This window comes from Streptomyces sp. 796.1 (genome assembly GCF_047525675.1).
In the GTDB taxonomy this organism is placed as follows: Bacteria; Actinomycetota; Actinomycetes; order Streptomycetales; family Streptomycetaceae; genus Streptomyces.
Map to the genome: position 1 here is coordinate 226,505 of NZ_JBLIWA010000003.1, position 12,263 is coordinate 238,767.

General features: G+C 72.2%; 10 protein-coding genes. 9 read left to right on the forward strand and 1 reads right to left on the reverse strand.

What is annotated here, in order from left to right:
- Positions 1 to 178 precede the first annotated feature (178 nt).
- From ACMA1D_RS03690 to ACMA1D_RS03710, 5 genes are all read left to right on the forward strand, one after another.
- Positions 179 to 637 carry a peroxiredoxin gene (locus ACMA1D_RS03690; protein ID WP_414722395.1) on the forward strand — a complete coding sequence of 153 codons (459 nt, stop codon included), beginning with the start codon at positions 179 to 181 and terminating at the stop codon, positions 635 to 637.
- A gap of 193 nt (positions 638 to 830) precedes the next feature.
- Positions 831 to 1,406, forward strand: coding sequence for a TerD family protein (locus ACMA1D_RS03695; protein ID WP_349995158.1), 576 nt, complete (start codon positions 831 to 833; stop codon positions 1,404 to 1,406).
- Positions 1,407 to 2,139: 733 nt separating this feature from the next.
- Entirely contained in the window at positions 2,140 to 2,715 is a 576-nt protein-coding gene (locus ACMA1D_RS03700) for a TerD family protein (RefSeq protein WP_176161409.1), read from the forward strand.
- Positions 2,716 to 2,764: 49 nt separating this feature from the next.
- Positions 2,765 to 3,910: a DUF475 domain-containing protein gene (locus ACMA1D_RS03705; protein ID WP_414722396.1), complete on the forward strand. Its 1,146-nt coding sequence runs from the start codon at positions 2,765 to 2,767 to the stop codon at positions 3,908 to 3,910.
- Between the two features lie 104 nt (positions 3,911 to 4,014).
- Positions 4,015 to 4,746: a Tellurium resistance gene (locus ACMA1D_RS03710; protein WP_349995770.1), complete on the forward strand. Its 732-nt coding sequence runs from the start codon at positions 4,015 to 4,017 to the stop codon at positions 4,744 to 4,746.
- A gap of 16 nt (positions 4,747 to 4,762) precedes the next feature.
- Here the strand turns inward: ACMA1D_RS03710 and ACMA1D_RS03715 are convergent, their stop codons facing one another.
- Entirely contained in the window at positions 4,763 to 5,716 is a 954-nt protein-coding gene (locus ACMA1D_RS03715) for a TerD family protein (protein WP_414722397.1), read from the reverse strand.
- A 251-nt stretch (positions 5,717 to 5,967) separates the two neighbouring features.
- Here ACMA1D_RS03715 and ACMA1D_RS03720 point away from each other — a divergent pair, with 251 nt between their 5' ends.
- The 4 genes from ACMA1D_RS03720 to ACMA1D_RS03735 form a co-directional block, all read left to right on the forward strand.
- The gene (locus ACMA1D_RS03720) at positions 5,968 to 7,140 is read left to right on the forward strand and encodes an HpcH/HpaI aldolase/citrate lyase family protein (protein WP_414722398.1); all 1,173 of its coding nucleotides are present in this window, start codon (positions 5,968 to 5,970) and stop codon (positions 7,138 to 7,140) included.
- Between the two features lie 195 nt (positions 7,141 to 7,335).
- Positions 7,336 to 10,263, forward strand: a complete 2,928-nt coding sequence (locus ACMA1D_RS03725) for a phosphoribosyltransferase (RefSeq protein WP_414722399.1) — start codon at positions 7,336 to 7,338, stop codon at positions 10,261 to 10,263.
- 71 nt (positions 10,264 to 10,334) lie between these two features.
- Positions 10,335 to 11,180: an HAD family hydrolase gene (locus ACMA1D_RS03730; RefSeq protein WP_414722513.1), complete on the forward strand. Its 846-nt coding sequence runs from the start codon at positions 10,335 to 10,337 to the stop codon at positions 11,178 to 11,180.
- 89 nt (positions 11,181 to 11,269) lie between these two features.
- The coding region (locus ACMA1D_RS03735; protein WP_414722400.1) for a sensor histidine kinase at positions 11,270 to 12,263 on the forward strand (994 nt) is incomplete at its 3' end.

Genomic DNA, 12,263 nt, shown 5'->3' on the forward strand with positions numbered 1-12,263 from the left:
GCCGCTGACCGCATCGGCCCCGGGCCAGGTGAGAGCCCCCATCCGGCGACGGCCGGACGGGGGCTCTGCGCGTAGGGTGGGCGCCGTCCACCGAGGTCTCCCGAGATCCACCCGGGTCCTCCCGAGATCCGTGGATCCGTCGAGAAACCGTTGAGCTCCTTCGAAGGGACACCGCCCGATGACGGTCGAGGTCGGCACGCAGGCCCCGGAATTCTCTCTGCGCAACCAGCACGGGGAGCAGATCACGCTCGCCGAATTCCGCGGAGAGAAGAATGTCGTGCTGCTCTTCTACCCGTTCGCCTTCACCGGTGTCTGCACGGGCGAGCTGGGGGCGCTGCGCGACGCGCTGCCGACGTTCGTCAACGACGACGTCCAGCTCCTCGCGGTCTCCAACGACTCGCCGTTCAGCCTGCGGGTCTTCGCGGAGCAGGAGGACTTCACGTTCCCGCTGCTCTCCGACTTCTGGCCGCACGGCGAGGTCTCCCGGGCCTACGGCGTCTTCGACGAGGAGAAGGGCTGCGCGGTGCGCGGCACCTTCGTGATCGACAAGTCGGGCGTGGTGCGCTGGACGGTCGTCAACGGCCTGCCGGACGCCCGTGACCTGGGCGACTACGCCGAGGCGCTCGCGGCGCTCTAGCCCGCCGCGTCCCGGGCACTCCACGCGCCCCCGCGGTCGAGCGGGCCGGGGGATCGGGCGCGACACCCGCACCCGGCGGTGCAGGGTCGTACCGCTGGGCGGGAACCGCTCACTAGGATCAAACCGTTGATCCGATGGCAACCGTATGACGGGGGCACGCTGTGCTCCTGACGAAACTCACCTGGGAGGACTCGTGGGAGTCAGCCTCAGCAAGGGCGGCAACGTCTCGCTGACCAAGGAAGCCCCTAACCTGACCGCCGTCATCGTCGGTCTCGGCTGGGACGCCCGTACGACCACGGGCACTGACTTCGACCTCGACGCCAGCGCGCTGCTGACCAACGCCGAGGGCAAGGTCGCCAACGACTCGAACTTCGTCTTCTTCAACAACCTGAAGAGCCCCGACGGCTCCGTGGAGCACACCGGTGACAACATCACCGGTGAGGGCGAGGGCGACGACGAGCAGATCAAGGTGAACCTCGCCGGCGTGCCGGCCGATGTCGCCAAGATCGTTTTCCCGGTCTCGATCTACGACGCCGAGACCCGCCAGCAGAGCTTCGGCCAGGTGCGCAACGCGTTCATCCGCGTCGTCAACCAGGCCGACAACGTCGAGCTGGCCCGCTACGACCTGAGCGAGGACGCCTCGACCGAGACCGCCATGGTCTTCGGTGAGCTGTACCGCAACGGTGCCGAGTGGAAGTTCCGCGCCATCGGCCAGGGGTACGCCTCGGGCCTGCGCGGCATCGCGCAGGACTTCGGCGTCAACGTCTGACCGCCGCACCGCGCAACCTTCGGCGCCGCACACCCCGGCCTTCCGGCGGGGGCCCGACTCACCCCGGGAGTGCGGCGCCGGACGTGCCTCTGCGGCGGGCCGACCCGGTGCGGGCGCCCCGGCCACGCGGCCGGGTGCCGTACGTGCCGTGAGCCGGCTGCTACGGCCGGTGGCCCGGTAGTCCGGTGGTCCGGCGTGCGGGGTCGAGCGCGCCGCGCTGGCTTGGCCGCACCGTTCCGGCCGGAGCCCGCGCCCGCGGGTTTCCCGTCCGGCTCCGGTGCGGCGGGGGCAAGTTGCCCCCCTCGTGCCCGGGGCCGGGCCACAGGGCGGTGCTACGGGCCCGCGGGCGTACCGCGCCACCGGCGTGCCGCGCGACCGGAGCGACGGGACCGGGTGGAAGCGCCGGGAGGGCCCGGACCGGCGGGACCGACCGCCGTGACCGACAGGACCACCGGGGCCGACGGGGCAGGCTGGACCAACGGGGCCCACGGTCCCGAGGCGAACGGCCAGTCGCCCGGCACGACCGGTCCGTCGCGGGCCCCGGTCCCTGGGCCCGGACCCACCGGCCCAGCCCGCCGGCGGTGGGAGCGCCGGCCGCAAGGACACAAGAGCACAACGAGAAATACGAGCAGTACGAGCAGTACTGGCAAGACCAGCGGGCGTGCAGTACGAGTAGTGCGGTGATGTCGCGCGAACCGTACGGGCGCCGTGACTTTGGGGAGGACACAGGAACATGGGCGTAACGCTTGCCAAGGGAGGCAACGTCTCCCTCTCGAAGGCCGCGCCGAATCTCACCCAGGTGCTGGTGGGGCTCGGCTGGGATGCGCGCTCGACCACGGGTGCCCCGTTCGACCTCGACGCCAGCGCGCTGCTGTGCCGGTCGGGTCGGGTCCTCGGCGACGAGTACTTCGTCTTCTACAACAACCTCAAGAGCCCCGAGGGCTCGGTGGAACACACCGGGGACAACCTGACCGGTGAGGGCGACGGCGACGACGAGTCGCTGATCGTGGACCTGACCAAGGTGCCGACCGAGGTCGACAAGATCATCTTTCCGGTCTCCATCCATGACGCCGACGCCAGGGGCCAGAGCTTCGGGCAGGTCAGCAATGCGTTCATCCGCGTGGTGAACCAGGCGGACGGCAGCGAACTGGCCCGCTACGACCTGAGCGAGGACGCGTCGAGCGAAACGGCGATGATCTTCGGTGAGGTCTACCGGTACGGAGGCGAGTGGAAGTTCCGTGCCGTCGGTCAGGGGTACGCGTCCGGTCTGCGTGGCATCGCTCTAGACTTCGGGGTCAACGTTTCGTAAAACCGCGCACTAGCGCGCGGGGGACCCCTCACACACGATTGGGTGGCCAGTGCTCCTGAGAACCTTCGGCTGGTCTTTCGGCGTCACCGCCGCGGGACTCGCCTGTGCTGCGATCTTCTGGGGGTGGGAGGCGTTCGCGATCGTTGCGATCCTCTCCATCCTGGAGATCTCGCTCTCCTTCGACAACGCGGTGGTCAACGCCGGTGTGCTGAAGAAGATGAACGCCTTCTGGCAGAAGATCTTCCTCAGCGTCGGCATCATCATCGCCGTGTTCGGCATGCGGCTGGTCTTTCCCGTCGTCATCGTCGCCGTCACCGCTCAGATGGGGCCGATCGAGGCCGTCAAGCTGGCGATGGACGACCCCGACAAGTACGAACAGCTCGTCACGGACGCGCACCCGGCCATCGCGGCCTTCGGTGGCATGTTCCTGCTCATGATCTTCCTGGACTTCTTGTTCGACGAGCGCGAGCACCAGTGGATCGGTTGGCTTGAGCGTCCGCTCGCACGGCTCGGCAAGATCGACGGGCTCTCGGTCTGCACCGCCCTGATCGTGCTGCTGATCGCCGCGACCACCTGGGCGGAATCCGCAGCCCAACACGGGGGCGGGCACGTGGACAAGGCGGCGACGGTGATGCTCGCGGGCATCGCCGGCCTGATCACGTACCTGATCGTCGGCGGTCTCTCCGGCCACTTCGAGGACAAGCTCGAAGAGGACGAGGAGCGCGAGCACGAGGCGGAGGAAGAGGCCAAGAAGGCGGGCAAGGAGCCCACCATGATCGGCCTGGCCGGCAAGGCCGCGTTCTTCATGTTCCTCTACCTCGAAGTGCTGGACGCCTCGTTCTCCTTCGACGGTGTGATCGGTGCGTTCGCCGTCACCAACCACATCTTCTGGATGGCGCTCGGCCTCGGCATCGGCGCCATGTACGTCAGGTCGCTCACGGTCTACCTGGTCCGCCAGGGCACCCTGGACGACTACGTGTACCTGGAGCACGGCGCGCACTACGCGATCGGCGCGCTGGCCGCGCTGCTGCTGATCACCATCAAGTGGCACATCCACGAGGTCATCACCGGTCTCATCGGTGTCGCGCTGATCGCCGGTTCGTTCTGGTCCTCGCTGGTGCGCAACCGTCGCATTGCGGCGGAAGAGGGCGAAGCCGGCTCGAACGAGAAGTCCGAGGTCACCTCCGGAGTGTGACCCGGGCCCGGATGCGGAATTCTTCTACGGGGCGGGCCGCGAGGTTGTTCCTCGCGGCCCGCCCCGTCGTCATGGGTGTCTCGTCAGACATGGGGGTGTAGGCAATGCCGTTATGGAGCGGCTGGGGGCGTGGGTCGGCGCAGGTCTTCGATACCGGTGGCGCATCGGGCGCCATCGAACTGACCAAGCGGCGCCCGACCATCTCGCTCACCAAACAGGGCGCGGCCAGCGGAAACCTACGGGTCAACCTGTCCTGGCGGATGCGCACCACCGACTTCAACGCCAAGCAGCGCAGTGGTTCGTGGCGCAATCCGCTCCAGATGTTCAAGCCCGAGATGGTGCAGACGCAGGGCCCCGCGATGGTCAACGTCGACCTCGACCTGGCCTGCATGTACGAGATGCAGAGCGGCGGCAAGGGCGTGGTGCAGCCGCTCGGCGACTTCTTCGGGTCGCTCAACGAGTCGCCGTACGTGCACCTGAGCGGTGACGACCGGTTCGGCTCGGGGTCCGGCGAGACGATCTACATCAACCTGGACCACAAGGACGACTTCAGCCGGCTGCTGATCTTCGTCTACATCTACGACGGCACGCCCGCCTTCGACCGTACGCACGGCGTGGTCACGCTCTTCCCCAGCAGCGGGCCGCGCATCGAGATCACCCTGGACGAACGGGCGCCGCAGGCACGCTCGTGCGCGGTGGTGATGATCGAGAACGTCAAGGGCGAGATCGTGGTGCGCCGCGAGGTGAAGTACGTCTACGGCTTCCAGTCCGAACTCGACCGGCTGTACGGCTGGGGGCTCCAGTGGGGTCGGGGCTACAAGAAGGCCAAGATCTGAGCGGGCCCGGGTGCGGCTACCGGCGCCGTTGGAACTGTGGTCCCTGGGGCGGCAGTTGGAACGGCGCCTGCGGCGCGGCCGGCACCGGCTGCGGGTGCTGCGGATAGCCGTAGGCCGGATGCGGTGGGTAGCCGTACGCGGGCTGCTGGGCCGGCACCGGCGGGTGCGCCGGGTGACTGCCCCAGGGGGCGGCGGGGCTCGCGTCGGCCGCTGCGTAGGCGGGTGCGCTGGTCGACTGCGGCGGTACGGCGGCCGGGGGAGCCGGCGGGGGCGGCGGGAAGCCGTAGCCGGTGCCCGGGTGCGGCGCGGGTGACGGGCCGACGGCGGCCGGCGGCGCCGCGGCGTGGTGGGCGGCCACCGTCGGCCCCGTGGTGTCGGGCGTGGCCGGCGCGGGGGCGCTCGGCTCGGGCGCTGCCGGCGCCTCGGAGTCGTCCACCGAGATGCCGAACTCGGTGGCGAGACCGACCAGGCCCGAGTCATAGCCCTGTCCGAGGGCGCGGAACTTCCAGCGGTCCCCGCGGCGGTAGAGCTCGCCGCACATCAGGGCCGTCTCCTCGCCGGTCTCGGCGGTGACCTCGAAGACCGCGAACGGCTCGGCGCCCTCGGGCGCGGTGCAGTCGTACAGCCGCAGGCACAGGTCCTGGACCCGGCCGAAGGGGCCGCCGTCGGCGGACGCGGCGAGCACCACCCGGTGCACCGCGGGCTCCAGCGGCCCCAGATCCGCCTCGATGGTGTCGGTCAGCCCCTCGGCCAGCCGCTTCTTCGGCAGGTGGCGGACGAGCCCGGAGGGGTGGCGCGGCTGGTTGTAGAAGACGAAGTCCTCGTCCGAGCGCACATGCCCGTCGGCGGCGAGCAGCAGCGCGGAGGCGTCCACGTCCGGCACCTCGGGCCCCGGCGTCCAGCGCAGCACGGCCCGTACGGCCGTTGCCGGCAGCGGGATGTTCGACCCCTTCGACATCACGTGCGTCATGCCGGCAATCCTGCCTTCCCGAGGGGGGTGCGAACAACGTGGGGGCCGTGCGCCGGCCGGCGGCGGGTCACGGGCCGCGGGGAACGGCGCCGCGAGGCAGGCTGGAAGGGTCGCGTACACCCTGTGTATGCATGTGAGTTATCGGACTTTCACCCGCTTGGGGAACTCTTGACCTTCAACGGTCGTACGATTATCGGCCACGCTTCCGGCCAGTCGGGCCGTCGGAGGGCTACGGCAGCTCAGGGAGTCAAATGCGTCATTTCGGATATCTATCGTCGGAAGTGCGGCAGGGCCTCTTTCATCGGGAGCCGGCCGAGTTCACTCCGGACGCACCCGCCGGCACGCTCGCGGTCGCTCTTGGGGCCACCCTCTACACCCCGGCCACCCGCCCCAACCTTGCCGATGCCATCGTCAAACAGGCCGGTCGAGGCGTGGTTTCCATGGTGGTGTGCCTAGAGGACTCGATCGATGACAGTGAGGTGGCCGAGGGCGAGGAGAACCTGGTCCGGCACTTCGCCGCGCTCGACACCCGGGTGCCGGGCGCCGAACTGCCACTGCTGTTCATCCGGGTGCGGACGGCCGAGCAGATCCCGGACCTGGTGCACCGGCTCGGACCGGCGGTTCGCCGGCTGTCCGGATTCGTACTGCCGAAGTTCACCGAAGAGCGAGGCGTACCGTTTCTGGAGGCGCTGACCTCCTGTGATCTCGACCTGGCGCGGCGGCTGTACGTGATGCCGGTCCTGGAGTCGCCGGAGCTGCTGCATCTGGAGACGCGGGCCGAGACGCTCGGCGGCATCGCCCGCACCGTCGACAAGTACCGGGACCGGGTGCTCGCGCTGCGGCTCGGCGTGACCGACTTCTGCTCGGCGTACGGGCTGCGCCGGGCGCCGGACATGACCGCGTACGACGTGCAGTTGGTCGCCTCCGTCATCGCCGACGTGGTCAATGTGCTCGGCCGCGCGGACGGCACCGGGTTCACGGTGACCGGGCCGGTGTGGGAGTACTTCAAGCCGCACGAGCGGATGTTCAAGCCACAGTTGCGGCGCAGTCCCTTCACCGGCGAGGCGGAGGCGCTGCGTACCGCACTCATCGAGCACGACATGGACGGGCTGCTGCGCGAGATCGAACTCGACCGGGCCAACGGCCTCCAGGGCAAGACGTGCATCCACCCGACGCACGTGGCGCCGGTGCACGCGCTGTCGGTCGTCAGCCACGAGGAGTTCAGCGACGCGGTCGACATCCTCCAGCCGCAGCGTGAGGGCGGCGGCGTGCTGCGCTCGGCGTACACCAACAAGATGAACGAGGTGAAGCCGCACCGGGCCTGGGCCGAGCGGACCCTGCTGCGGGCCGAGGTGTTCGGGGTGGCCCGGGAGGGCGTCGGGTTCGTGGAACTGCTGTCGGCGGGGCTGCCGGCGACCGGGTGAGCGCGGCGGCGGTGGACGGTGCGGTGACCGAGACGGGCGCTGCGACGGTGGCCGTGGACGTCGGGGCCGGGCCGGGGCCGGCCGCTGTCCGGTCGCACGGGCGGTCGGACGGACGGTCGCACGGGCGGTCGGTCGGAGTGGTGGCCGGGTGCCGGACGGCGGCGAGCGAGGGCGATGATGCGGGACGGTGTTGGCATGAGTGACGAGGGAGTGGGGCAGCGCGTGGTCTGGTCGGGGCAGTGGGTCGCGGACCATCTGGGGGTCGGCCTCAAGGACGCACCGGTGGGCGCGCCCGGCGAGGTGCCGGACGGCGCACCGGGTGGCGCTCCCGGGCGTGCGCCGGACGCCGACGGTGCGCGGGGCGGAGGTGACGAGCGGCTGCGGGAGCTGCTCGGCCTCGCGCTGCGGCGCAACCCGCGCCGGGCGCACCTGCTGGTCTCCAACGTGCTCGGCAAGCACGTGCCGCAGCGGCCCGCCGTCGTCTACGGGGCGGGGGTGCGGCTCGGGCAGCGGGTACGCGCGCTGCTCGGGGACGCGGACGCGGCACGCGCCGTGGTGCTCGGGTACGCGGAGACGGCGACCGGCCTCGGCCACAGCGTCGCGGACGGGCTCGCGCTCGCCCCGTACCTGCACTCGACGCGCCGGCCGATCGCGCGGGTCCGGCCGGTGGGCGGCTTCGAGGAGGAGCACAGCCACGCGACCTCGCACCTGTTGCTGCCGGAAGATCCCGGACTGCTCGCCGGGGACGGCCCGTTGGTGCTGGTGGACGACGAGTTCTCCACCGGCCGTACGGTGTTGAACACCATCCAGACGCTGCACCGGCGCTTCCCGCGGGACCGTTACGTGGTGGTGGCCCTGGTCGACATGCGCTCGGCGGACGACCGCGCGACGCTGGACCGCTTCGCCGCCACGCTCGGCGCCCGGGTGGACCTGGTGGCGCTGGCCGCCGGCACGGTACGGCTCCCCGCCGACGTGCTCGCCCGCGGGCAGGCGCTGGTGGCCGAGCACGAGGCGGCTGCGGCTGCGGCTGCCGTGGGGGCGGGGGTGGAGCCCGACCCCGCCGGGCCGCGCCCTGCCGCGTACCGGGTGGACCTCAGCTGGCCCGGTGGCCTGCCCGACGGCGGGCGGCACGGCTTCACGCCGGAGCACCGGGCGATCTTGGAGGCGGCGCTGCCCGGGATGGCCCGCCGGGTGGCCGGTGCGCTGGGGATCGCGGGCAAGGCCGCGGCGGAGCGGACCCCGCGGGTGCTCGTGCTCGGCTTCGAAGAGCTGATGTACGCCCCGCTGCGGCTCGCCGAGGCGTTGCAGGCGGAGTTCGACGCCGGGGCCGACGGGGCAGCCGGGGACGACGACGGCGGTGCGGGAGTCAGCGGCGCCCCGGCGGGCGGTGGTGCCGTGGCGGATGCCGGCGGCGCGGCTGCGGACGGTGTCGTGCGCGGTGCCGCGCCCGCGGCGCCGCCCGTCGCCGAGGTGCGGTACTCCACCACCACGCGCTCGCCCGTGCTCGCGCTCGACGACCCCGGCTATGCGATCCGCACCCGGCTCACCTTCCCGGCCCACGACGAGCCCGCGGACGGGCCCGGGCCGCGGTTCGCGTACAACGTGGCGCCCGGCAGCGATGCCGCGCGCCGGTTCGACGCCGTCGTCGCCGTCATCGACTCGACGGCTGACACGCCGGCGCTGCACGCACCCGGCGGGCTCATCGACGTACTGGCGGCGCAGACGGAGCGGCTGGTGCTCGCGGTCGTGCCGTCGTACGTACCGGCCGACGCGGCGGGGGGCGCGGACGGTGCTGCCGCTGGAGCCGACGCGACGGACGTGGCGCACGCGCCAGCCCCCACCGCCCCCGCCACCCAGGCGGGTGCCCCGCACCCCGAAGCCGTACCCCCGACCACCCGCACGCCGCGTGGCGTGCTCGACCGACAGGCCACACCCATGCAGGAACCGCTCCGCGGACCCGACTTCTCCTCGTACGCCGCCGACGACGTGGGGTGGTTGTTGCAGGACTTCTCCGACGTGCCGCTTGAGGCGCCCGTGGAGGAGCGCGAGGAGGCGGTGCAGAACGGTGGCGCGCACTACGCGGAGTCGCTGCCGATCGAGTACCAGCCGAGCGCCGCGTACCACGAGCTCTTCCGGGCCGCGCTCGACACCTCGGCCGCGCGCATCGCCCGGGCGGTGGGGGCCGTCACCGAGACGGTGCTCGCCGAACACTCCGAGCGCCCGGGCCGCGGGCCGAACGCGCGCCCCGTCCTGGTCTCGCTGGCCCGCGCCGGCACCCCGGTCGGCGTACTGATGCGCCGCTGGGCGCAGTACGCGCACGGCATCGACCTGCCGCACTACGCGATCTCCATCGTGCGCGGCCGGGGCATCGACACCGCCGCGCTGCGCTGGCTGGCCACCCATCACGACCCGGTGGACGTGGTCTTCGTGGACGGCTGGACCGGCAAGGGCGCCATCACCCGCGAACTCGCCGCCGCCGTCGAGGGGTTCGAGGCGTCGGAGGAGGCCGGCGGGGCGCGCGGCTTCGACCCGCGGATCGCCGTGCTCGCCGACCCGGGCGGCTGCGTGCGCACCTACGGCACCCGGGACGACTTCCTCATCCCGTCCGCCTGCCTCAACTCCACCGTCTCCGGGCTCATCTCGCGCACCGTGCTCCGCGCGGACCTGGTGCGGCCCGGCCAGTTCCACGGCGCCAAGTTCTACCGCGAACTGGCCGACGTGGACCTCTCCGGCGTCTTCCTGGACACCATCGCCGCCCGGTTCGCTGAGGTCGCGGACGCCGCGGCCCGCGACGCCAAGGAGTTCGTCGGCAGCCACCGGGCGCCCACCTGGGAGGGCTGGGCCGCCGTCGAGCGGATCAGCGAGGCGTACGGCATCCACGACGTGAACCTGGTCAAGCCGGGTGTCGGGGAGACCAGCCGGGTGCTGCTGCGCCGGGTGCCGTGGAAGGTGCTGGCCCAGCGCGGCGCGGGCGCCGACCTCGATCACGTACGGCTCCTCGCCGAACAGCGCGGGGTGCCGGTGGAAGAGGTCGACGACCTGCCGTACACCTGCGTGGGGCTGATCCACCCGCGCTACACCCGCGGCGCCACCGGTGCCGACGGTCGGGCGGTGGCCCAGTGAGCGCCGCCACCGGGGCGGAGCGCCCCGCCACCGCGACCGGCACCAGCGCCGGCACCGGGGCCGGCCGGCCGCTGGTCGCCAGCGACCTGGACCGGACGCTGATCTACTCGGCCGCCGCGCTCGACCTTGAGGTGCCCGACGCGCAGGCGCCGCGGCTGCTGTGCGTGGAGGTCTACCAGGGCAAGCCGCTCTCGTACCTCACCGAGACCGCGGCCGGGCTGCTGGCCGAACTGGCCACGGTCGCCGACTTCGTGCCCGCCACCACCCGCACCCGGGAGCAGTTCGGGCGCATCCACCTGCCGGGCCCGCCGCCGCGGTACGCGGTCTGCGCCAACGGCGGCCACCTGCTCGTGGACGGCCGCACCGACCCCGACTGGCAGCGCACCGTCAGCCGCGCGCTGGGCGCGGCGTCCGCCGGCCTGGCCGAGGTCAGGGCCCATCTGCTGGCCACCGCCGACCCGGCGTGGCTGCTCAAGGAACGGGTCGCCGAGGACCTGTTCGCCTATCTGGTGGTGGAGCGGTCGCTGCTGCCGCTTGAGTGGGTGCAGGAGCTGACGGACTGGGCCGACCAGCGCGGCTGGGGCGTCTCGTTGCAGGGCCGCAAGCTGTACGTGGTGCCGCGCCCGCTGACCAAGAGCGCGGCCGTCGCCGAGGTGGCGCGGCGCACCGACGCCCCGCAGGTCTTCAGCGCCGGCGACGCACTGCTCGACGCGGACCTGCTGCTCGCCGCCGACCAGGGCTGGCGCCCGGGGCACGGCGAGTTGGCCGCGGTGCAGTGGTCGGCCCCGCACGTGAGCGCCCTCGCCCAGCGCGGGGTGGCCGCCGGCGAGGAGATCGTCCGACAGTTCCGCAAGGCGGTGGACGCGGTGGGGACGGAGGCCGCGGGCGGGGTGCGGAGTGAGGCGGCTGGCACGTAGGCGCCGCCCCGCACCTGACGTGCGCCCCAGTCTCGACCTGCGGAAATCCTCAGTGCGCCGGCAGGCGGCGGGCGGTTAGCGTGCGGGGCATGCGGAGATGGGTGGGGCAGGGGCTACGGGTGTCGCTCGGGTTTGCCGTCGGCGGCTGCACGGCCCTGCTCGGCCTCGGCTACGCGGCGCTGGGTGGCCTCGCGCTGTTGTGCGTGTTCGTCTGGCCGCGGGCCCGGCAGGCGCTGCTGCGCGTCGTGGCGCGCGGGGCGCGCCGGCTGGTGCAGTGGGAGCGGCGGCGCCTCGCGTACTTCCTCGGCGTCGAGATCGGCTCCGACTTCGGCGGCAGCCGGGCGCTCGGCTATCTGGCCGTGCGCTGGCTGCTGGGGCTGCTCGGCTGTCTCGTGGTGTTCTCCGTGCTGGTCGGCGCCGGGTACGGATCGCTGCTGGTCTGGGGCTGGTTCATGTTCGAGGACCACAACCGGCTGGCCCAGATCTCCTCCGCGATCGGCGGGCTGTTCCTGCTCTTCCTCGCCGCCCAGAGCCTGTTCGGCGTCGTCGCCCTGGAGCAGCGGCTGGCCTGGTACTTCCTCGGTGTCCACCCGCAGGACGCCCTGCACCGGCGGATCGAGGAACTGGCCACCAGCCGGGCCGGGGTGGTGGCCGCCGTGCACGACGAGCGCCGCCGCATCGAGCGCGACCTGCACGACGGGGTGCAGCAGCGGCTGGTGGCGCTCGGCATGTTGCTCGGGCGGGCCCGCCGCGGCCAGGACCCCGAGCGCACCCAGGCCCTGCTCGCCCAGGCCCACGAGGAGAGCCGGCAGGCCCTGGACGAACTGCGCGAGGTGGCCTGGCGGGTGTACCCCACGGTGCTGGACGAGGCGGGTCTGCGGGCCGCCCTGGAGACCGTCGCCGAGCGTTCCGGCCTGCCCGTACGCCTCGATTACGGGCTGCCGGCCGAGCCCGCGACCGCGGTCCGCACCGTCGCGTACTTCATCGTCTGCGAGGCCGTCACCAACGCGGTGAAGCACTCCGGCGCGCGACGGGTGCACATCGCCCTCACCTGCGCCCCGGCGGTGCTGCCGACGCCGGGGC